At 32.9% G+C, this 24,572-nt stretch carries 16 protein-coding genes; 7 read left to right on the top strand and 9 right to left on the bottom strand.

The genetic code is table 11. The annotated features are described in order from the left end of the window. Positions 1–25: 25 nt before the first annotated feature. The 3 genes from SJY17_RS08315 to SJY17_RS08305 all read right to left on the bottom strand — a co-directional run bounded on the left by SJY17_RS08315 (position 26) and on the right by SJY17_RS08305 (position 7,941). Positions 26–6,283, bottom strand: coding sequence for a T9SS type B sorting domain-containing protein (locus SJY17_RS08315; protein ID WP_397362102.1), 6,258 nt, complete (start codon positions 6,281–6,283; stop codon positions 26–28). Positions 6,284–6,376: 93 nt separating this feature from the next. Continuing rightward, positions 6,377–7,420, bottom strand: a complete 1,044-nt coding sequence (locus tag SJY17_RS08310) for a PKD domain-containing protein (protein ID WP_397362101.1) — start codon at positions 7,418–7,420, stop codon at positions 6,377–6,379. A 47-nt stretch (positions 7,421–7,467) separates the two neighbouring features. Next, on the bottom strand, positions 7,468–7,941 hold the full coding sequence (locus SJY17_RS08305) for a hypothetical protein (protein ID WP_397362100.1): 474 nt from the start codon (positions 7,939–7,941) through the stop codon (positions 7,468–7,470). Positions 7,942–8,138: 197 nt separating this feature from the next. On the opposite strand from SJY17_RS08305, the gene folE reads away from it, so the two are divergent. The 6 genes from folE (at position 8,139) to SJY17_RS08275 (ending at position 13,086) form a co-directional block, all read left to right on the top strand. Beyond that, entirely contained in the window at positions 8,139–8,816 is a 678-nt protein-coding gene (folE, locus tag SJY17_RS08300) for a GTP cyclohydrolase I FolE (protein ID WP_397362099.1), read from the top strand. A 10-nt stretch (positions 8,817–8,826) separates the two neighbouring features. Then, the gene (cysS, locus tag SJY17_RS08295) at positions 8,827–10,311 is read left to right on the top strand and encodes a cysteine--tRNA ligase (RefSeq protein ID WP_397362098.1); all 1,485 of its coding nucleotides are present in this window, start codon (positions 8,827–8,829) and stop codon (positions 10,309–10,311) included. 39 nt (positions 10,312–10,350) lie between these two features. Next, positions 10,351–10,572: a membrane protein insertion efficiency factor YidD gene (yidD, locus tag SJY17_RS08290; protein ID WP_397362097.1), complete on the top strand. Its 222-nt coding sequence runs from the start codon at positions 10,351–10,353 to the stop codon at positions 10,570–10,572. 208 nt (positions 10,573–10,780) lie between these two features. Further along, on the top strand, positions 10,781–11,722 hold the full coding sequence (gene lgt / locus SJY17_RS08285) for a prolipoprotein diacylglyceryl transferase (protein ID WP_397362096.1): 942 nt from the start codon (positions 10,781–10,783) through the stop codon (positions 11,720–11,722). Then, positions 11,722–12,225, top strand: coding sequence for a DUF192 domain-containing protein (locus tag SJY17_RS08280; protein ID WP_397362095.1), 504 nt, complete (start codon positions 11,722–11,724; stop codon positions 12,223–12,225). Before lgt ends, SJY17_RS08280 begins: the two co-directional genes overlap by 1 nt. A 9-nt stretch (positions 12,226–12,234) precedes the next feature. After that, on the top strand, positions 12,235–13,086 hold the full coding sequence (locus SJY17_RS08275; RefSeq protein ID WP_397362094.1) for an alpha/beta fold hydrolase: 852 nt from the start codon (positions 12,235–12,237) through the stop codon (positions 13,084–13,086). A 175-nt stretch (positions 13,087–13,261) separates the two neighbouring features. Here the strand turns inward: SJY17_RS08275 and secDF are convergent, their stop codons facing one another. The 5 genes from secDF to gyrB form a co-directional block, all read right to left on the bottom strand. Next, on the bottom strand, positions 13,262–16,273 hold the full coding sequence (gene secDF, locus SJY17_RS08270; RefSeq protein WP_397362093.1) for a protein translocase subunit SecDF: 3,012 nt from the start codon (positions 16,271–16,273) through the stop codon (positions 13,262–13,264). Between the two features lie 158 nt (positions 16,274–16,431). Beyond that, the gene (locus tag SJY17_RS08265) at positions 16,432–17,022 is read right to left on the bottom strand and encodes a hypothetical protein (protein ID WP_397362092.1); all 591 of its coding nucleotides are present in this window, start codon (positions 17,020–17,022) and stop codon (positions 16,432–16,434) included. Between the two features lie 114 nt (positions 17,023–17,136). After that, entirely contained in the window at positions 17,137–17,787 is a 651-nt protein-coding gene (locus SJY17_RS08260; RefSeq protein ID WP_397362091.1) for a DUF4412 domain-containing protein, read from the bottom strand. Positions 17,788–17,875: 88 nt separating this feature from the next. After that, the gene (locus SJY17_RS08255; protein ID WP_397362090.1) at positions 17,876–18,802 is read right to left on the bottom strand and encodes a malate dehydrogenase; all 927 of its coding nucleotides are present in this window, start codon (positions 18,800–18,802) and stop codon (positions 17,876–17,878) included. Between the two features lie 124 nt (positions 18,803–18,926). Continuing rightward, on the bottom strand, positions 18,927–20,876 hold the full coding sequence (gene gyrB, locus SJY17_RS08250; RefSeq protein ID WP_397362089.1) for a DNA topoisomerase (ATP-hydrolyzing) subunit B: 1,950 nt from the start codon (positions 20,874–20,876) through the stop codon (positions 18,927–18,929). A gap of 445 nt (positions 20,877–21,321) precedes the next feature. On the opposite strand from gyrB, the gene SJY17_RS08245 reads away from it, so the two are divergent. After that, positions 21,322–22,833 carry an ATP-binding protein gene (locus tag SJY17_RS08245; protein WP_397362088.1) on the top strand — a complete coding sequence of 504 codons (1,512 nt, stop codon included), beginning with the start codon at positions 21,322–21,324 and terminating at the stop codon, positions 22,831–22,833. A 59-nt stretch (positions 22,834–22,892) separates the two neighbouring features. On the opposite strand, the gene asnB is transcribed toward SJY17_RS08245, so the two are convergent. Continuing rightward, on the bottom strand, positions 22,893–24,557 hold the full coding sequence (gene asnB, locus SJY17_RS08240) for an asparagine synthase B (protein WP_397362087.1): 1,665 nt from the start codon (positions 24,555–24,557) through the stop codon (positions 22,893–22,895). Between the last annotated feature and the right edge of the window lie 15 nt (positions 24,558–24,572).

The raw sequence follows: 24,572 nt of genomic DNA, 5'->3' as shown, positions 1-24,572 counted from the left end.
TTAGGTTTAATTGTTTTTGTTTTTATTATCGCTTTAAGGTAAAGTGTGCCTTAAATTGTTTTTGTTGTGTTAAATCGTTTGGTTCTTTATAGTCTACTGTAAACCAATAGTCACTAGTTGGCATTGGGTTACCGTTAAAGGTTCCGTCCCATCCTAATCCGGTTGGACTTAATTGTTTTAATAACTTTCCGTAACGATCAAAGATGTAAATCTTGGCGTCTGGTTGGTTTTGGATTCCGTAGATATTCCATGTGTCATTAAAGCCATCGTCGTTTGGTGTAAAGAAGTGTGGGTAGTCCATTACACTTACTGGCAGGCTACTTTCTCCACATCCATTAATGTCTCTTGCTGTTACTATATGATCGCCTCCTGCTACATCTGTAAATGTATAAGTATAGCTTCCGTCTGTATTTAATACTCCTGCTTCCCAAACACCATCATTTAACTGAAACTCGTAGGCTGAAATCCCATTTCCTGTTGCTGTTACCATAATGTTGTGTACGTCTGCAAATGCTTCTGTAGTGACTTCATATTCTATTACTGGTGGCTCACTTTCTTCTACTAAAGTGGTTGCTGAGTTTTGACACATTGTGACTCCACTTGTGGTTACATCTGTTACGATTACTGTATAATTTCCGCCTTGTGTTGGTGTTAAACTACTTCCGGTTTCTCCCGTAAGGGTTGCGCCTTCTAATAACCACTCAAAGGTATAGTCTGTTGTGTTTAGTCCTGTGTCTATTACTGGTGTATTGATTACCTCTGTTCCATTAGTATTGATACATAGTAAGTAGCTGTCTTCTATTTCAAACTCTGGTAATGGATTAACTTGTAAAGTAACTTCTGCGGTTTCATAACAGATTGAACTGTCTATTCCGTTATCTACTACTCCATCGTTATCTAAGTCTACTAGATCTCCTAAACCATCGCCATCTAAGTCTATAAAGTCTATGATTCCGTCTGGCTCGTTATCAAATCCATCTGAAACCATATCGTTGTTTACGTCTAGTAAATCAAAAACTCCGTCTCCATCTGTATCTATTGTATCTATTGCTCCATCTCCATTGACATCTAGACCTGTTGTCCCTAATGCGACTAAATCTAAGCTAATTGGTCCTACTGATTGTATATCATTATCTACACGTACATAAATAACTTGTGGGTTTACAGTGTTTTCATACAAGAATGGTAATGGATTGGTTGCTGCGTCTGCATCTGTTTGTGTTGCATAGTAGCTTACAATATAGTTTGCTGCATCTTGTCCATCTAATACGTCTGGATTTTGGGTTAGTAAATCAAACTGTGCACTATCATTTGTTGTGTCTCCATCAGTTTCCATATTGTCATCACAAATCTCATACACGATTGGTGCCATATCTGGATTGGCTTGTGCGGCTTCTTGGACTTCTATATTAAACGTTGTGGTAGTATCACATCCAGTTACTGTATTGGTAATGTTTACAAATATAGTTTGTGGGTTACTTGTGTTTGTATATGGACTGCTTAAGGCATTCATTGATGTGTCTGCTTCGCCTTGTGTTTCATGGTAGGTTACAGTGAAAATGGTTGGGTCTTGTCCGTTTAAAATCTCGTCTGTTTTACTGTCTAAATCAAATCCGTATTGTCCATCGTTAAATAACTCGCAATAGATATAATCTTCTATTGGGCTAACTACTGGTAATGGGTTGACTATAACGTCAAAACTTACAATGGTGTAACATCCTGTTCCTGCGGTTCCCATTGCATCTGTTCCGTTAGTCACACGTACATAAATAGTTTGTGGAGTAATGGCTGCACCTGGATTGGCTGGATCTTCATTACTATGCATCGTTGGATCTACGATTTGGTTAGTTCCCATTAGGGCTTCATCTAAATCTGTATAATAACTTGCACTTACTCCTGTTTCTCCATTAATGGTTGCGACTTCATTGGTGGTTAGGTCAAAGATTTCTATTAAATCGTTTGGTCCAACTACATTAACATCATCACACAACTCTAAATTATCTGGTGTTGGTGTTGGTGTTGGGTTTGGTAACACACGTATGGTTAGGGTTGTAAAACTGAAACATCCTGTGTCTGCATCTGTGACTCTTACATATACTGTTTGTGGATTGGCTGGATTGGTTCCTACCATCATGTTAGTATACATCGTTGGGTCTGCTATGGCGTTTGCATCTGCATCTGCATCTGCTTGAGTTTCGTAATAAGTGACTATCCAACTGACGTTACCTGCTGTGATTTCGTCATTTTTAACCGTTAAATCAAACGTAGCCATGTCATCATTGTTTTCGTAATAATTTGCATCTAACTCATCGCAAATTGCTAATGGTGTTGGTTGTACAATTACTGGTGGTGCTTCTACACGGATAATAAACTCTCCTGTTGTTACACATCCATTGGCTATGCCTTCTAATCTGATATAAATAGTTTGTGGATTAGTGGCATTGGTGTAATTGCCTGTATTGACTATTGGGCTGGTTCCATTTTCTGCATTTAATAATGTTGTATGATAGGTTAATACAAAATCTGCTGGGTTTTGTGTCCCTAAGATTTGTGGTGTCATAACGGTATCAAAATCAAATTGATTAAAGCCATCATTGTTATCATCACAGACAATATAATCGTCCAATACAACTGGTACGACTGGTGAGTCTTGTACTTCTAGTGGTAATATAACTACTGTGATACAACCTGTAAGATCGTTTTCTGCTCTTACATAAATCATTTGGTTATAGGCTACAATATTGGTGTATGGACTTACTAATGGGTTTAAATCATTAGCAGCATCTGCTGATGTTTCGTGGTAACTGATGCTTACATCTGGCTCACTATTTAGTATTGTTGCTGTTTGACTGTCTAAATCAAAAGTGGTAAACCCATCATTATCATCATCACATTCTACTAATGGTGTAGGATTAACTACTGGTGATGGGATTGGGTTAACTCTTAAGTCTAAGGTTATAGTACTAACACATCCTGTAACATTGTCTTCTGCTCTTATATATACTGTTTGTGGGTTAACAACATTAGTGTAGGGACTAGAAATTTGATCTGCTGGATCTGCAGTATCCGCTCCTAATTGTGTTAGGTAATGGGTTAATGTGATACCTGTTTGTCCTGCTAAAATTTCTGCATTAGCATCTTCTAAGTTGAAAGCTTCCACCTCGTCTCCTGGGTTGTTATAATCACATAAAGCTAATGGTGTTGGTTGTACTAATACTGGTAATGGATTTACGATTAAATCCATGGTTGTTATTGTTGAACATCCATTGGCATTGTCATCTACACGCACCCAAATAGTTTGCATATTTGGTGTGGTATTAATATAAGCATTTGGTGTTGCTATTGCATTTTGTGGCACTGCTGCATTGGCTGCTGTGGTATAAAATGTAATAGTGTAATCTGCTGCTGCTAAATCATTTGTCGCATCTGCATCTAATTGGTTTAAAATCTCTGCATTGTTTAATTCTAAATCAAAAACTGCTATACCATCTGCATCATTATCGCAAAATTCTAATGGACTTGGATCTGTAATTTGTGGTGTTGGATTGACTTGTAATATTAAGTCTACAAACGTGGCACATGCTGTTGCGATAGTTGCACTTTCTACACGTACATAAATAGTTTGCATATCCTCTACAATATTATTATAGGGACTCGTTAATGGGTTAACATTATTGTCTGCATCTGCTGATGTTTCATGATATGTTACTGTTAATCCTGGTGCGCCTCCTGTGATTTCTGCTTCTGAATCTGTTAAAGTGAAAACACCAAATCCATCGCTATCTGGATCACAAAACTCTAAAGGGGTTGGTGCAAATGCTACTGGTGCCTGCTGAACATCTAATTGTAATGTCGTTGTAGTATAACAACTGGTATTGGTGTCTTCTACTCGTACAAATATAATTTGTGGATTACTAACATTTGTATAAGGTATCGATAATGGATTGGTTGCCGAATCTGCAAATGCTTGAGTTAAATAATAGGTCACCGCATAGGCTGGATTACCGCCACTTATCTCATTGTTTTTTATGCTTAAATCTATTGACGTAAATCCATCTGGTGTGCCATCATCACAAACTTCTAATGCAGTTGGGGGAACTGCTACTGGTTCTGGATAAACTGTGACTGTATTAGTTGTTGTTGTTGGACAAGGTCCATTAGTAGTATAATCTACAATATAATTTGAATTTGGATTACCTCCAGTTATTAAACCTGAAGATGTATCTATAGTTGCTGCATCAGTTGGAGGTGTATTAAATGAAAAAGTACCTCCTGTTAAACCATCAATTACTGCAGTAGATCCATCACAAGTAGGAGTTAATGTAAATGAAGAATCATCAGCTAAAAGCACATTTAATACTTGTGTACTTGTTTCTGCACATGCTCCAGCTGTTGTATATTCTATAGTATAACTTGCTCCTGGTGTTGCATTTGTAACAGTTCCTGTAACTATATCAATAACTGCAGTATCTGTTGCTGCAGGATTGAAAACATAAGAACCTCCTGGAGTAACTACAGAATCAACTATACCTCCATTACAATTTGCAAGAACAGTAAAAGAAGGATCATCTTGATTTAGAACAGTTACATTTTGAAAACTATTATCTGGACAAGGTCCTGATGTTGTATATTCAACGGTGTAAGTTGTACCAGAAATTCCATTAGTAACTTGTCCTGTTGTAGCATCTATAGTTGCAGTATCTGTTGGTAACGGATTAAACATAAATGTTCCTCCCATATCACCAATTATATTCATTGTTGCTCCATCACAATTTTCTATAACAGAAAATGTGGCATCCTCTGCAGGATAAACAGTCACTGATTCAATACTACTGGCAGGACAAGTTCCATTAGTTGTATACTCAACACTATAAGTTGCGCCAGAAACACCATTTGTTATGGTTCCTGTAGCAGAATCTATAACTGCTGTATCTGTTGGCATTGGGTTAAATGCATAACTTCCTCCAGGAGTAGTAACCATATCAACAGTTCCACCATCACAAGTTTGAGTCATTGTAAATGAAGCATCATCAGTAAGAAGGACTGAAAAAGTTTCTGTTGTAGAAGTTGGACAAACTCCCATAGTAGTATAAACAATACCATAACTAGTACCTGCAACACCATTATTAACTTCTCCTGTAGCTGTGTCTATTGTTGCTCCATCTGTTGGAGCAGTATCAAAATCAAAAGTTCCTCCTGCTGTAATAATTCCACTTACTGTAGCTCCAGAACAATTAGGAGTAGTTGTAAATGAAGAATCATCATTAGGATTAACAATTAAATCAAAAACAGCTAAAGGGGAAGCAATATAACATGCTGCATCACCAACAACTTGAACTCTAACAAAAATTGGTTGAGGGTTAGCAGTGTTAGTGTAAGGACTAACTAGCTCAGTACCTGCTACTCCAGCATCAGCATCAGCGAAACTTAAATAATAAGTTACAATAAAACTGGCAGGAGATTGTGTTCCTAAAATCGTTAAATTTTGACTTTCTAAATCAAATGGTTCAAATCCATCATTAGATGGATCATCACAAGCAATCATATCTGCTGCTGGATTTATTGTTGGTTGTGTTGTAATATTTAAAGTAAATGTTTCGGTTACAAAACACCCAGAGTTTAAATATTCTATTCTTACATTTATTGTTTGAGGGACTCCTAAAACAGCTGTTGAAGTATAATTTGTAGGGGTTGCAATTGGTGCTGTGTCATTATCCGCATCTGCTTGAGTTTCGTGATAAGTAATTACTAAATCACCTGGAATTGCAGAAGGAGCTGTTATTGGTGTATTATTTTGTGTTAAATCAAAATTATATGGAGGCGCTCCTGGATTACACAAAAATAAATCATTTGGTAAACCATTATCTATTTCTGGCAAAACATCTATACAGACTACTTCTGTATATTCGCATCCAAAATCATCAGTCATTCTATAAGTAAAACAATGTGTACCTGCTGTTGCTGGTTGTACTGTAATATCATTTCCTGTTGTACTTGTAATTGATGGATCTGCATCCCAACCTTCAGTAACTGTTACTGGAGTAAAAGATAATTCTGGAGGTTGTAAATTTGGATCAAACTCTATACTCCATGAAAATATATATCCATTATCAATATTCAAATTATCTACAACTTGTATTGTCCAGTCACCATTTAAAGGACTTCCCAATAAACTAGTAAAATCTTGAAACGGTAAATAAGTACCAGGAGCCCAAGAATTATTAGGTGGGTTTGTACCAGCAGTTACTGTTGGTGCATTTTGTAATAAAACTGCTCCAGACATTGAAAAACAATAATCAGCACCAGTTCCTGGAGTATTTGTTCCGTCATCATTAGCTCCTCCAAAGTAAGTTCCTCCACCAGCTTGTTCAAAAAGCTAAGCTTGAAGACCAGTTGGTCCTGTTATAAAAATATCTAAATCTCCTGAAAAGGAATGCTCCATATTTACACATATAGCAACTAACTGATTAACATCTGTTAATGTTTGAGCAGAGTCATAACAATCTACAGTTACTGACGTTTGGTAAGAGTTTCCTCCACCATCAGGTAAAAAAGTTGTTCCACTAACTGGAGGTGTACAATCATTAATAAACTCAGTTGGTGTAACTGTTCCATTAATTGTTGTTGAATCTCCAAAACAAATTACACTATCTACTGCTTGAGTACCTGTAAAGTCAGGTTCTGTTCCTACTTGTATAACTTGATTAATCAAATTTGTATTCATACATCCAGCTGGATCCGGATCTGTATTAGTGTCTGTTACATTTAAATTAACAATATACACTCCTGGTGTTGCATAAGAAAATGTAGCAGATTGTCCAGCTACAAAATTACCATCACCTAAATCCCATTCATATGTTGCTCCTGTTCCGTCTACAGAAAAAGTAGCACTTCCATCCAATGTAATATTTTCATTTGGACACACTCTAATATATCCATCTACATTTGGAGCAGGTGTTGCAGTATCAATTTGTGACACAATAGTTTGACAAGGTTCATAACAAGAAATAGTTGCTGCCCAACCACCAGTATTACCTGCTCCATCGGAAGTAAACTCAATTGTCAAACATCCTGTTGGGTTTGTAGGTGTTGCTGAAAACATTCCTGGGTTTGCTGCTGCTCCTCCGCCTGAAAACTGTCCAAATGCTGATGCTGTATTATCATCACCATCATAAATAATCATTACATCATTATTTAACTGCGTACTAAATTCGGTAAAATCTAATTGCACTTGTTGTCCAGGTGTATCTGGACAGATTGTTAAAATAAAACTTTCTCCATCTGCATAATTTGCAGCTGCTCCACCAGAATCATAAAACACACCACCACATTGATTAACTGTGGTTGTCTGCATCAATACATCTTGAGAAAAGGCTATAAATGAATTTAATAATAAAAGTGCTACTAGAAACTTTTTCATTGTTGTCTGTTTAAAATACTTTATAATAACTTAAAAATAATATGCAATTATTTTTTATACGTTTGAGATTTGATAATAATATAATAATTGGTGTTGTCTATTTTGTATATAATTGATCCTATCCTAAAAAATTCCAAATTATATTTAAGTGGATTAAAAGTTGAAATATCAAATGTTTCATCTCTTTTGAGTTCTGAATTATAACTGTTAAATAATTCTACATTAGACAGTAAAGTATACTTACTATCATCAGTAATATTATCCATCTTTTTTATAACAATCCTATTTCTTAAAAGGTGCTTAAAATCTTTAACACGTTGTTTATTACTTAACACGTATTTGTCCAATTTATCTTTATAGACTTCTTTTAACATTGCTAACTCTTTAACAGTTAAAGGAGCATCAACGTTTTTATCGTATTTTACTAATTGTGTTTGTTGTTTCTTTTTTGTTTGAGCTGTTCCTTGTTGAGAAAACATCAAAAATCCAAATAATAGGGTGAATAAAATTCTAAGTTTCATTATTTTTAAGATAAAATTAAGTTTCGAAAATTAAGAAAATTTTAATAAAGTCTATGTTAATATAGACATCTAATTACGATTTTTTTTAATTACACTTATATAACAGTCATATTTAACAAATCCCTACCCTTATCAAGATTTATTTATTGCTTATCTTTGCAAGATAATTTAAACACTATTTCATAGACTTTATTTAGATGAAGATTGAAAACAATATAGATAAAAAAGATGCTATTGGCGAAAACCATATAGGCACCAATCACGATACACCGTTAAAAGCGGATGCTTTTAAACTATCTGACGCAGATAAAATTGAAAGTATAAAAAAAGATGTTGCTAATATAATGGAAACTTTAGGTTTAGACCTAACAGACGACAGTCTTAAAGGCACACCTAATCGTGTAGCCAAAATGTTTGTTAACGAGATTTTTGGAGGATTACATCCTGACAAAAAACCAAATGCTTCTACGTTTGATAATAAATATAAGTATGGAGAAATGTTAGTAGAAAAAAACATTACATTATATTCTACTTGCGAGCATCATTTATTACCGATTGTTGGAAAAGCACACGTTGCATACATCTCTAACGGAACTGTAGTTGGGCTTTCTAAAATGAACCGTATTGTAGATTATTATGCAAAACGACCTCAAGTACAAGAGCGTTTAACTATTCAAATTGTAAAAGAACTACAAGACGTTTTAGGTACTAAAGATGTTGCATGCGTTATTGATGCCAAACATTTATGTGTTAATTCTAGAGGGATTAGAGACATAGAGAGTAGTACAGTAACCTCAGAATTTGGAGGTCAATTTAAAAAGAAAGCAACTAGACGCGAATTTTTAGATTACATTAAATTAGAGACAAAATTTTAGTAAAACACTAATGGAACTTTACAAACAACAAAACATAAAAATATATAATACGCTAAGTGGCGAAAAAGAAATCTTTAAACCTATTAACGAAGGTTATGTTGGAATGTACGTTTGTGGACCAACTGTATACAGTAATGTACACTTAGGAAATGTTAGAACTTTCATGTCTTTTGACATGATTTTTAGATACTTAAAACATCTAGGATTCAAAGTTAGATATGTTAGAAACATTACAGATGCTGGACATTTAGAAAATGACGCAGATTTAGGAGAAGACAAAATTTCTAAAAAAGCACGATTAGAAGAAATCGAGCCAATGGAAGTTGTCCAACGTTACACTGTAGATTTTCATAATATCTTAAACACGTTAAATTTTTTACCACCAAGTATAGAGCCTACAGCAACTGGACACATTATAGAGCAAATAGAACTTATAAAAGCTATAATAGATAATGGATTTGGATACGAAGTAAATGGTTCAGTATATTTTGATGTACATAAGTATAACGAAACTAATAATTACGGTATTTTAAGTAAACGTAAGTTAGAAGATTTAATCCATAACACTAGAGCACTTGATGGACAGTCTGACAAGAAAAATCCTCAAGATTTTGCACTTTGGAAAAAAGCAGAACCAACACATATAATGCGTTGGCCTTCACCTTGGAGTGACGGATTTCCAGGATGGCATCTAGAATGTACAGCTATGAGCACTAAATATTTAGGTAAACAATTTGATATACATGGTGGTGGAATGGACTTAAAATTCCCGCATCACGAGTGCGAAATTGCTCAAAATCAAGCAGCAAAAGGTAATACACCAGTAAACTATTGGATGCATGCAAATATGTTAGAATTAAATGGACAACGCATGTCTAAGTCTACAGGAAACATTATAAATCCACCAGAATTATTATCAGGAACAAACGATTTGATGTCTAAAGCTTTTAGCCCAAGTGTCATTAGATTTTTTATGATGCAATCCAGCTATAGAAGCATTTTGGATTTAACCAATGATGGATTATTAGCAAGCGAGAAAGGTTACAATAGATTAATGGAAGCCATTAGTCAATTAAGTGACTTAAAACCAGCAGCAAAGTCTACATTAAACATTGATGCTTGGACGCAAAAATGTTATGATGCAATGAATGATGATTTTAACACACCAATATTAATTGCACATTTATTTGAAGCTGCTAAATACATCCACCAAATAAAAGACCAAACAGAAACAGTAACAGAAAAAGATTTAAACCATTTTAAATCTACAATTAATGCTTTTGTGTATGATATTTTAGGATTAAAGAATGATAAAACCGAAGCAGCAACAGGAACAGATAAACTTTCTGGAGCAGTAAATTTATTAATAAAATTACGCCAAGAAGCTAGAGCAAATAAGGATTTTGCATTATCAGACCAAATAAGAGACGAGTTAGCTGAAGCTGGTATCCAATTAAATGATGGTAAAGAAGGTACGACCTTTTCTACTAATTAATAATATTTTTCAAAACCCTCTTAATTGAGGGTTTTTATTATGAAAAAAATACTAATAGCACCATTTTTATTCTTAATAAAGATTTACCAAACCTTTATTTCTCCATTAACACCTGCAACTTGTAGATACCAACCAACATGCTCTCATTACTCCAAACAAGCCTTTCAAAAACATGGTGTATTAAAAGGGTTAAGATTAAGTATAAAGCGTATTTTTAGTTGTCATCCTTGGGGAGGAAGTGGTTATGATCCAGTACCATAATTTTTTGGACATTTTAACAGGCTGTCACTACTTGCTCTCTTCGAGGAGCTCAAACAGAAAGCCTGTACTGAGCGAAGACAAAGTATTCCATCACTAACGCATAAGCACAAAACACAGTTATTAAAATTAAATTTTTGCTAAACCTTTGTCAAGTAATTAAAATAAATAAACCATAAGTACTATATTTACAACTGCAAAAAAACAAACTATGTACGCACTTAAATTTGATTGGAATCCATTAACAGGAATTGATATTGTAGGAAACTTCAAAATTCATTTTTATAGTTTAATGTGGATTGCTGCATTTGTAATAGGACATGCTATTATGAAGCGCATTTTTAAACGCGAAAAAATAAACTTAGAGTTTTTAGACCCTTTATTTATTTACACAGTACTAGCAACAATGCTTGGTGCACGTTTAGGTCATGTTATTTTTTATCAACCAGAATTATTTTCGCAAGACTTTTTTAGTGTCTTTTTACCTTTTAAATTTAAAGGTGGTTTTGAATTTCAAGGTTTTATGGGACTTGCCAGTCATGGAGCAGCAATTGGAATAATTATAGGTATGTATTTGTATCGTAAAAAATACAATTACAAATCATTAATGTGGATTTTAGATCGCATAGTAATACCAGTTGCGTCAGGAGCAATATTTATTAGAATAGGAAACTTTATAAACTCAGAGATTATCGGAAAAGTTACAGATTCTGAACTTGGTGTACGTTTTATTCAAGAATATTATGGTGGTGTTAATAGACTAAGGGATGTTACAAAAGCAACAGGTATTAATGATGTTAAAAAAGCATACGCATCTATTACAGATAATCCAAATATGTCTAGCTTATTAGAAGCTGTTCCATATCGTCATCCAGCACAATTGTATGAATCTTTTTGTTACATCTTTGTATTTTTAATTTTATGGTTTGTTTACGACAAAACCAATAAAAAAGATCAAACAGGATTTTTATTTGGGTTGTTTTTAGTATTACTATGGACCGTTAGATTTTTTGTAGAATTTGTAAAAGAACCACAAGGAGATGAATTTATAAACTGGTTTAACCTTAACACTGGACAGTGGTTAAGTATTCCATTTATTTTAATTGGACTTTACTTTATGTTTCTATTTAAACCAAAAAACACAGTTAAATAATGATAAAATTTATTAAACCTACTATCTTATTTTTAAGTTGTTTAATTGCTATAAGCATTACATCTTGTAAAGAAGAAAAAACTATTGAACCTGTTAAAGTAGACTTTAAAAAAGAAGGAGAGTTAACTATTTTTAAAGGTACCACAGATACTATTGTTAAAATTTTTAATATTGAAATTGCTAAAACTGAATACGAAATCCAAACTGGATTAATGTACAGAGATAGCATGAAAGACAACCAAGGTATGTTGTTTGTTTTTAATGATGTTAGAGAGCGTTCTTTTTATATGAAAAACACACGTATACCATTAGACCTTATCTTTTTTGATCATAATAAGCGTATTGTTAGTTTTCAGGAAAATGCAAAAGCAATGGACGAAACTTCTTTACCATCCAATACACCTGCACAATTTGTGTTAGAACTTAATGCAGGAACTGCTCAAGAACTATTATTGGATGTTGGTGACAAAATGGATTATTTTGAATATAAATTAGAGCAGTAAAACATATGTATGACTTCTGAAACTTTTAAGATACAATCTGGCAATAACAGAAGTCTTTCGGTTTCAAAATTTACACCTAAAATACCCAACAATAAAAGTATTGTAATATCTTCTGCAACTGGTGTTTTGCAAGGGTATTATTTTAAATTTGCTATTCATTTTTCTACAATAGGCTTTACTGTTTATACTTTTGATTATTCTGGTATTGGTGCATCAGATTCTGATAACTTAAAATCAAACACTAGTAATCTTAGTGATTGGGCAATTGACCAAAGTAATCTTCTTTTTTTTATTAAAAAAGAAAATCCAAATCATAAATTAACTCTTATTACACATAGTATTGGCGGACAACTTATTGGGTTAAATCCAAATATTAAGTTAGTAGATAATATTATAATGATATGCTCTCAAAGTGGTTATTGGAAACAGTTTAATGGCTTTAACCGCTTTAGGATGCTTACATTTTGGTATGCATTGATACCTTTTTCTACTCCAATATTTAACTATTTTCCTGCTAAACATTTAGGTCTTTTTGAAAACTTGCCTAAACAAGTGGCTTATCAATGGAGACAATGGGGAATCCATCCTGACTATTTACTTAGAGAAGCTAATACAAGACAGTTACATTTTAATGAGGTTAACTGTAATGTCCTATCTATTAGCTTTCCTCGTGATAAGTTTGCATCTAAAGCAAGTGTAGATTGGTTAACAGATAGATTTACTAATGCGACTATTGATAGACGACATATTATCCCTGAAGATTTAAATATAAATGATGTTAAGCATTTTGGATTTTTTAAAGACACTTTTAAAGACTCGCTTTGGAAGTTGACGGAACAATGGATAGAAAATAAAACTTAGGCTTGCCTTGCGTTAAGGATTGTAGAGAAAATCCTTTTTGTGAGGCACGAACAAAAAGATTGTAACGGAAAGCCTGACGCACTTTTGCCATTAAAAGCAAAAGTGGGTAACGCCCAAAAACAAAAAAGCCTTTCTAAATTAATAGAAAGGCTTTTTATATAAGATTAGTTTTTGATTACTTTACTACAGTTTCATCAACTACTACTTCTTTCTTTTTTAATGCGTCTGCTGCATTTCCTTTTTTAACCGAATCGTACATGATTGGTGTTGCTATAAATAATGATGAGTATGTACCCACAATTACACCAATTATTAAGGCAAACATAAATCCTCTAATAGATTCTCCACCAAAAATAAAGATGGCTAATAACACTACTAATGTAGTTAAAGAGGTATTTAATGTACGACTTAACGTACTGCTTAATGAGCTATCAATAACCTTGTTGAATGGCCAGTTGGTATGCTCGTTAAAAAACTCTCTAATTCTATCAAATACTACAACCGTATCATTTAACGAGTAACCAATTACTGTTAATATAGCTGCAATAAATGCTTGATCTATTTCCATTGAGAATGGCATAAACTTGTATGTTAAAGAGAATACTCCAAGTACGATTATTACATCATGGAATACTGCTGCTACTGCACCAAGTGAGAATTGCCATCTTTTAAAACGGAATAAAATGTATAAAAACACGACTACTAAAGATCCTAAGACTGCCCAGAATGACGCTTGCTTAATATCGTCTGCAATTGATGGACTTACTTTATATTGATCCATAATACCTACTTGCTTATCTGCTTTTGATAGGTCTTTAAAATCCTCGAAAGACTGACCTTTTAGGTAAGGTTGTAAGGCACTATATAATTTAGTTCTTATTTCGTCATCTACTTCGTTAGCAGTTTCGTCAATTTTATATTTAGTAGATATTTTTAAGTTGTTATCATCTCCAACAGTTTTTACTGTTGCACTTCCAAATACTTCTGGTGATGCTAAAATACCTTCAATCTCTACAGCACTTACTGGTTCTGCAAAACGCACTTGCGTTGTACGTCCTCCAACAAAATCAATACCTTGATCTAAACCATTTATTGATAACGATGCTAAACTTGCTACTAATGCAATTGCAGAAATAATATAAGCTACTTTACGCTTTTTAAGGAACTCGATATTAATATTTCTAAACAAGTTTTTAGTTAAGCTTGTAGAGAAATCTAATTTACCACCTCTGTTTACGTACCAATCTACTAATAATCTAGTAATAAATATTGCAGTAAATAAAGAAGTACCAATACCTATTAATAAGGTTGTAGCAAATCCTTTAATTGGTCCTGTACCAAAAACAAATAAGATTAAGGCAGTTAATCCTGTTGTAATATTGGCATCCAAAATAGACGATAAGGCATTACTAAATCCATCTTGTATGGCTGACTTCTGGTCTTTACCCTTGGATAATTCTTCCCTAATACGCTCAAATATAAGTACGTTTGCATCCACAGACATACCAATTGTTAATACAATACCTGCAATACCTGGTAATGTTAATACAGCACCAATACCTGACAATACACCAAATATTAATAAGATATTAAATAGCATTGCAATGTCTGCAAATAATCCTGCTTTACCATAGTAAAACACCATCCATATTAATACTAATGCTAATGCAATACCAAAAGACATTGTACCACTATCGATAGCTTCTTGACCTAAAGATGGTCCAACAACACTACTTTGAATAATTTGTGCTTCTGCTGGTAATTTACCTGCACGTAATACATTTGCTAAATCTGTTGCTTCGCTTAATTTAAAGCTACCAGAAATCTCAGTACTTCCACCAGAAATTGCTCCATTTGTACAAGAAGGTGCAGAATACACAGTGTTATCTAATACTACTGCCACTTGACCTTGTGTTTTATAAGCATCTCCAGTCATTTTTTCCCAAATCTTAGCTCCTTTGCTATTCATTGACATACTAACCACTACTTGATTTGCTTGATTATAAGATTGACGTGCATCTGTAATAACAGCTCCACTTAAAGGTGGTACACCATCTCTAGTTCCTGCTAAAACAAATAAATCTACAAGCTCACTATTTTCTTCTGGTTTTCCAAAAACAAATTTAGTATTCTTTAATTCTCCAGGTAACAACGCTCGTACTTCTGGCATTGCTAAATAACTTTCTACTTTTTCTTTGTCAGTTATTTTAACTTGTGCTAAAGTTGCACCATTAGCAAAAGGAGGAGCAATTAATAAATCTAATAATGGATTTACAACACTAACAGCTTCATTTTCTTCACCTGTTAATTCTGCAATTGCTTTTTCTTCTTCTGTTAATTCTTTCTCTTCCGTTACTTCATCTGTAGTATTAGCTTCTTCTTTTGTTTTAATTAAGTCATTTGCTTGCGCTAAAAACCCATTAAATTGAGAAGACTTCAATCCAGCCCAAAACTCTAATTGTGCTGTTGCAACAATTAATTTTGTAACACGTTCTGGATCTTTAACTCCTGGCAATTCTAATAATACACGACCAGAATTACCTAAACGCTGGATGTTTGGAGATGTTACACCAAACTCATCAATACGATTACGTAATACTTCAAAAGCAGAAACGATAGACTCGTCTACTTTTCTTTCTAAAACAACTTGTGCATCAGCATCATTCATATTTAAGTCAATCTCTCCAACCATAGATCGGTTAGCAAAAATATCTGGTGATGCTAATTTTTTATCTCCTTTAATTTCATCAAAAGCAGTAAAAAAGTCTTCTAAGTATGTGTTTTGACTATCTTCTTGGATTTTGTCAGTATTATCTAAAGCTGTTCTAAAAGCAGGTGTTGTACTGTTGTTTGATAATCCAATTAATAAATCTTTTACAGATATTTGAAGTATAGCTTCTAAACCTCCTTTAAGGTCAAGACCTAACTTCATTGAGTTTTGTTTTACATCTGCATATGTATTTCCTAAAAACACAGTTTCTTTAGATGTTGCTAACGAGTCTAAATAGTTCGTTGCAAATTCGTTTACTTTAGCAGAACGGTCTTCTGCTGAGGCTTCAATCTTACTTTCTGCCACTTGTGCTGCATTGCTTTCTATCGCGTTATTTTTAAACGTGAAAGACAATTGGTAAATACTTACCAATCCAAACAATATTGCAAATATTTTTACTAATCCTTTACTTTGCATGGTTTTGTTTATTTATAGTCAAATTTTTAATTGCGCAAATATATAGTATACGCCAAGATTTGACAATTATTTTTAATAGTTTAAAATGAATTATTTAAAGCTTCTTTTGTTAAAAATTAAAGCTTTTAAAAGTGAATTGATTTTTGAATCAAAAATCTTTAAGCAGTAGGACCTGCTCTTACTTCCGGAATATTATACGTGCCTTTATCAACACCTATTGAAATAGTCGTGTTAACTTTTTGAGCAATATAATACAGTTGATTTATTTGATAATTATTTTCAGTTATAGCTGAAAAACTAACTGTTATTTGGGAACTTCTAGTATATTCTTGTTTTACCTCAACACTATGTTTTCCATCAAACCCTACTCCTGGTTCTGTCGATTTATTAATCTCAAAAACATCAAGATTATAGTTATCGTCTATTGGTAAATCTGAAGTTTTATCTTGATTAACAACATCAACCAAATGTTGTTTTAATAAAATTTCTTTTACAGTATCTGCAGTAATATCACTATAGTAAGTGATTTTTAATGTTCCATTTTTTTCAATTAATTGCGTGTTTTCAACTCCAATATTTTTAAGTTGAATTTTAATAGCTGCAATTGCCTCTTTGGTTTGTGAGGATGAAACATTAGTCTCAGAAAATTGCAAAACAATTTCTTGATTAGGTACAGTTATTTGTTGTTGACTAACAACAAAAAACGTAAGTGCAGAAATTATAATACCTATGTACCCTTTAAACTTCATGTGTCAAATATAGAAAAATATAGTGTTTAATACTAATGGAACAAGTACTGCTTTTATTGTATAAAAAAAGAGCAACTAAAATAGTTGCTCTTTTATAATTTTGAAAAAGGGATTTTACATTCCTTCCATTTTCTCATAACCTTCTGGTGGAGTCATATCAAACTTATCGTCAGATACTGCCTCTTTTTTTATGTCAGTAATCTCATAAGTCATAGTTAAATCCATTCCTTGTTGAGACATTTTCATAGTCATTAATAAAGGAAATCCTTTAAAATCATCTCCAAACTTAGCTGTTTGCTCACTTGATGCAACAATTTGTTCAGTAGTAAACAAATCCATTGTTACAGTTGTTCCTTCAGCATTCATTGTTACATTATACTCTTGACATTCATATCCTAAGATTGTCTTAGTTTCATCTCCTTTAGAGACTTCAATTCCAGAAGTATCAGCATCATCTTCAATTTCTGTAGCCATATATTTTTTACCTAACATAGGGTTATTCATTAAAGTCAACATTTTTTTTGCTTTAGCATCAATAATAGTTACAGACTCTCCAGACATTGGATTATTAGTCTCTGATCTTGTTTTATCTTCTTTAAAATATGTTATAATGTTAATATCTCCAACCATTGACAATTGAGCGTTAACTTCCTCATTAGGACTTGACATTGTCATTTTAGAAGCCATTACACCTTCTGTTAATTTTTCTTGAGCAACCATAGATATGCTAAAGGTTGCTAATAATAAGAATACTAATTTTTTCATTTTGTAAAATTTGTTACGTTTAATTATTTGTTGTTTTACTTATTAAAGACAAATATCTTGCCATAACAAATTTTACAACTTTTAAAATCTATAATTCCAATAGTCCATTAGTTTTAGAAACCCCTTCAGCAGACTCAGCTAATTTTGCTTTTTCTGCATCAGACAGACTAATCTCAACAATTTTTTCAATTCCGTTAGCTCCTAAAACACAAGGTACTCCTATTGATAAACCGTTTAAACCATATTCTCCTTCTAAAAAAGCAGAACAAGGAAATATTTTTTTAGTATCACAAGCTATAGCTTGTACCATTGCAGATACTGCTGCACCTGGAGCATACCAAGCAGAAGTCCCTAACAAACCTGTTAGCGTTGCTCCTCCAACCTTAGTATCTTGTACTACTTGATCCATACGTTCTTCTGATAAAAACTCAGAAACTTTTACACTATTTCTTGCTGCTTTGCCAATTAATGGTACCATCCCTTTATCAGAGTGACCACCAATTACCATTCCGTCAACATCGCTAATAGGTGCTCCTAATGCTTCTGCTAAACGATACTTAAAACGTGCAGAGTCTAACGCTCCACCCATTCCTATAATCTTACTTTTTGGTAAGCTAGTTGTTTTATGTACTAAATAAGTCATTGTATCCATTGGATTAGACACAACAATTATAATTGTATTTGGAGAATACTCTATCAAACTAGAAGATACCATTTTTACAATTCCTGCATTAATACCTATTAACTCTTCACGAGTCATTCCTGGCTTTCTAGGAATTCCAGAGGTAATTACACAAATATCAGAGTTTGCTGTTTTAGAATAATCACTAGTACTTCCTGTAATTTTTGTATCAAAACCGTTTAATGAAGCGGTTTGCATTAAATCCATCGCTTTACCTTCTGCAAAACCTTCTTTAATGTCAAGGATTACTACTTCGCTAGCAAAATCTTTTATTGCTATATATTCAGCACAACTTGCACCTACTGCTCCTGCTCCAACTACTGTTACTTTCATATTTTTTTTATTATTTTAATTGTATTGTTTAAAGTCCTACAAAAATAGGAATTTATATTGTTTTTTAAATGAAAAAACGCAAGGTTTTCGCCTTACGTTTTTTCTAATTATTTAAGCGTCATACTTATGCATCAATATTAGCATAAATTGCATTTTTCTCAATAAACTCTCTACGTGGTGGTACTTCGTCTCCCATTAACATAGAAAAGACTCTGTCTGCTTCTGCTCCATTTTCGATATAAATCTGACGCAATGTTCTAAATTCAGGATTCATTGTTGTATCCCAAAGTTGTGTTGCATTCATCTCTCCAAGACCCTTATAACGTTGTATTTTTGCAGAATCTCCAAAATCTTCCATAATTGCTAAACGCTCTTCATCATTCCAAGCATATTGCTTTTTCTGTCCTTTTTTAACTAAGTATAAAGGTGGTGTTGCAATGTAAATGTGACCATTTTCTATCAACTCCTTCATATATCTAAAGAAGAATGTTAAGATTAGTGTCTCAATGTGAGAACCATCAATATCGGCATCACACATAATTACTATTTTATGGTATCTTAATTTTGAAAGATTTAATGCTTTACTGTCTTCTTCTGTTCCTATTGTTACACCAAGTGCTGTAAAAATATTTCTTATCTCTTCGTTTTCAAATACTTTATGAGACATTGCTTTTTCTACATTCAAGATCTTACCACGTAAAGGCAAAATAGCTTGAAAAGCTCTATCACGACCTTGTTTTGCTGTTCCACCTGCCGAATCTCCCTCGACAAGATACACTTCACATTTTGCAGGATCTTGCTCTGAGCAGTCAGATAATTTTCCTGGTAAACCACCAATACTCATTACAGTTTTACGCTGTACCATTTCACGCGCTTTATTTGCAGCATGACGTGCTTGAGCAGCAAGAATTACTTTTTGCACAATGGTTTTTGCATCGTCTGGATTTTCTTCTAAATAATCGGTTAACATTTCAGAAACTGCCTGACTTACAGATGCAGATACTTCTCTGTTTCCTAATTTAGTTTTTGTTTGTCCTTCAAATTGTGGTTCTTGAACTTTTACCGAAATAATTGCTGTTAAACCTTCACGGAAATCGTCTCCAGCAATGTCAAATTTTAATTTGTCTAGCATTCCAGAATTATCAGCGAATTTTTTAAGCGTGTGCGTTAAACCACGTCTAAAACCTGATAAGTGTGTACCTCCTTCGTGTGTATTAATATTATTTACATATGAGTGTAAATTTTCTGCATATGAAGTATTATAAATCATGGCAACCTCAACTGGAACACCATTTTTCTCTCCTTCAAATGCAATCACATCTTTCATTAAAGGTTCTCTTGTAGCGTCTAAGAATTGAATAAATTCTTTTAATCCTTCTTCAGAATGGAATGTTTCACCTTCAAAAGATCCGTCTTCTTTTTTAGATCTTCTATCTACTAAATGTACCGTAATCCCTTTATTTAAATAGGCCAATTCACGCATTCTACTAGCTAACGTTTCGTAATTATACTCTAACGTTTGTGTAAAAATTGTTGGATCAGGTCTAAAAGTAACTGTTGTTCCTCTTTTATCTGTATCTCCTGTTGATTTTACTGGATATAAAGGTTTTCCTCTTTCATATTCTTGTTCATAGACTTTACCTTCTCTAAACACAGTTGCTTTAAGATGCTCTGATAATGCATTTACACAACTTACACCAACTCCATGAAGTCCACCAGATACTTTATAAGAATCTTTATCAAACTTACCACCAGCTCCAATTTTAGTCATTACAACTTCTAAAGCAGATACACCTTCTTTTTTGTGCATTCCAATTGGGATACCACGTCCATCATCTTCTGTGGTAATTGAATTGTCTTCATTAATGGTTACTGTAATATTATCACAATGTCCAGCTAAAGCTTCATCAATCGAGTTATCTACAACTTCATATACTAAATGGTGTAAACCACGTATACCAACATCTCCAATATACATCGAAGGACGCATACGTACGTGCTCCATCCCTTCTAAAGCTTGAATACTATCTGCCGAATAACCGTGTTCGTTAAAGCTTTCTTTTTTTTCGCTCATATTTTAAATATTATTTATGATCTGTTTTATTATTTAAGGCATAAAAAAAGACGCTTAATAGCATCCTTTTGAATACAAACAAATATACGAAATATTAAAAGTCTTTCAAGCTAATTTAAGTGTAGAATAGAAAAATTATTAACATTTGTTAAAAACCTTAAAACACTCTTAAAACGTCTAAAAAAGACCTTAAACTTAATTTTGATGGTTTTTTTTCTTTTCTAAATCACACAAAAACACTAAACCTCTAAGAAGCGATATTTTTGATTAACAAATACACTGAAATATGGCAGATTTTAGATAAACAAAGCAGATTAATCAATCAAAAAATAAAACCCAACAATACTTTGATTAATAGTCTATTAAAAAAACTTTTGTAGGAAAATAAATAATGTAACTAAATAATTTGCTATTTTCGCGATCCCCAAACTATTAAACCTATCTTATGAAAGACTATTTATCTACAACCTATGGTAGAATGTTAGCTTTAGTAACTGCTACTGGTATTTTATTTTTATTATTAGCATTGATTTCATTCTTTTTTCTAGAGGACTATCACAATTTATTTTTAATAATTTTTACAGTTAGTTTTGTAGCTATCCTTGCAACTTATGTTTTCACTTTTAAATCTCTTGTACACAGACCTTTAAATTTGATTACAGAAGTTTTGGAGAAAAATGACGAGGTTGCTATTACAGAATTACAGAAATTTTCAAATGAGTTTTCTCATATTGGTGATTTATTTTTAAGCAACAACAAACAAAAAGCTGAACTAAAAAAAGCCAAAGAAAAAGCTGAAGAAGGTGAAATTTTAAAATCTTCTTTTTTAACAAACCTTTCTCATGAAATTAGAACACCTATGAATGCTATTCTTGGGTTTTCTGATATATTAAGTACTCAAAAACTATCTGAAACTGAGAAAAAAGAATACATAACAGTTATTACAAGAAGTGGTAAAAACCTTGTTTCTATTATTGATGATTTAATAGAAATGTCTAAAATTGATACTAATCAAGTTAAGCCAAATCATAGCGCTTTTAATTTAGATGAAATTTTAAATGACATTAAACAAACTGTTGAAATTACTATTCCGAAGGACAAACCTCTACAAATATTTTTAGACCAACCTAGATACCCTGTAGTGTATCAATTAATTAGTGACGAGACTAAGTTTATACAGGTTATTGTTAATTTAGTTAATAATGCTGTTAAGTATACAGAAAGCGGAAAAGTTAATTTTGGATATAATATTAATCCTGATGATAATGCACTAGAGTTTTATATCAAAGACACTGGAATTGGAATGTCTGAAGAAGACTCTAGAAATATTTTTAATAGGTTTAACAGAATCCAAAATGACAAGACAATAAACTTAAGCGGATTAGGGTTAGGACTTGCTATATCTAAAGCTTATATAGAAATGTTAGGTGGTAGGATTTGGCTAGAATCAAAAGAAAATATTGGAACAACATTTACTTTTACAATTCCATTAAAACTTAACGGTTTACCAATTACTCCTAAAAAAGAAGCAGAACTAAACCCTGTTGATAAAGTAAAACCACTTACTATACTTATAGCAGAAGACAATAACATTAACTTTATGCTAATAAAACGTGTAATGAGTATTAGAAAATACACAGTTATAAGAGCTAATAATGGTGAAGAAGCAGTTAATATTTGTAAAGAAAATGACAATATCCAATTAGTAATTATGGACCTTAAAATGCCAAAAATGGGTGGTTTTGAAGCTAGAAAAATAATTAAAGGGTTTAAACCTTATTTACCTATTATTGCTCATACAGCATACTCATCTGCTGAGATTAATAGCGAAGTATATGATGCAGGATTTATAGATTGCATTTCTAAACCATTAGACAAAACAAAACTATTTAGAGTTATTGACAGAATTGAGCATCTAACTCCAGATCCAATTCTAAGCCAACTTGTATTAAACTAAAAAAAAGCCCAATTTTAAAATTGGGCTTTTTTTATTTTGCTAAAATCAATAGTCTATTTTTAATAAGCTTTATCATGCACATTTGCAATAGCACGACCAGAAGGCTCATTCATATTTTTAAACGCTTCATCCCACTCTAAAGCAATAGCTGTACTACAAGCTACACTTGCCTCTTGTGGCACACTTAAAGCTGCTGCATCACTTGGGAAATGAGATTCGAAAATAGAACGATAATAAAACTCTTCTTTGTTTTGCGGTGTTTGGATAGGGAATCTAAATTTTGCATTTTCCATTTGCTCGTCCGTAACTTCCTTTTCTACAACTTCTTTTAAAGTATCAATCCAACTGTAACCAACACCATCGCTAAATTGTTCTTTTTGTCTCCAAGCAACGCTTTCTGGTAACATATCTTCAAATGCTTTACGGATTACCCATTTTTCCATGCGTTCTCCATTAATCATTTTATCCTGAGGGTTAATACTCATAGCAACATCCATAAATTCTTTATCTAAAAATGGTACACGACCTTCAATTCCCCAAGCAGCTAAACTTTTATTAGCTCTTAAACAATCGTACATGTGAAGTTTATCTAATTTACGTACTGTTTCGTCATGAAACTCTTTAGCGTTTGGTGCTTTATGAAAGTATAAATAACCTCCAAAAATCTCGTCTGCTCCTTCACCAGACAACACCATTTTTATTCCCATAGACTTAATAACTCTAGCCATTAAATACATTGGTGTACTGGAACGAATTGTTGTAATATCGTAAGTTTCTATATTATAAATAACATCTTTTATTGCGTCTAAACCTTCTTGAATTGTAAATTTTATTTCGTGGTGTACTGTACCAATATAATCTGCTACTTTTTGTGCTGCAGCTAAATCTGGAGAACCATCTAATCCTACAGAAAAAGAATGCAACTGTGGATACCAAGCATCACTTGCTCCATCATTTTCTACACGTTTTTGCGCATACTTTTTTGCAATTGCAGAGGTTACTGAAGAGTCTAAACCACCAGATAATAACACACCATAAGGTACATCACTCATTAATTGTCTCTTAACTGCTGCCTCCAAAGCGTCTTTTACTAACTTAATACTGTCTGAGTCTACGTCTTTTACTACATCGTAATCTCTCCACTCTCTTTTATACCATTGTACAAACTTTCCATCTTTACTAGACATATAATGTCCTGGTGGAAATAACTCAATTTTAGAACAAATTCCTTCTAAAGCTTTTAACTCCGAAGCAACATAGAATGTTCCGTTTTGATCCCAACCTATATATAAAGGAATAATTCCCATATGATCTCTAGCAATAAAGTATTCATCTTTTTCGGTATCGTAAATAGCAAAACCAAAAATTCCATTCATATCATCTACAAAATCAACACCTTTTTCTTTATATAATGCTAAAATTATTTCGCAATCACTTTCTGTCTGAAAGTCATAATCTGGAAATTGTTTTCTTAATTCTCTGTGGTTATAAATCTCACCATTAGCAGCTAAAACCAATTTTTTATCTGGACTAAATAATGGTTGCTTTCCAGAAGCTGGATCTACAATTGCTAAACGCTCATGCGCTAAAATAGCTTTATCATCACTATAAATACCTGACCAATCTGGTCCACGATGACGAATAGTCTTAGACATTTCTAAAACCTGAGGTCTTAAATCTTCACTTTTTTGTTTTAGGTCGAAAGCACATACAATTCCACACATAATCTTATATTTTAA

It is taken from the genome of Olleya sp. R77988 (assembly GCF_044594215.1).
Taxonomy (GTDB): Bacteria; Bacteroidota; Bacteroidia; order Flavobacteriales; family Flavobacteriaceae; genus Olleya.
The sequence above is the reverse complement of the archived record's forward strand: the minus strand, read 5'-3'. Positions and strand labels throughout refer to the sequence as shown.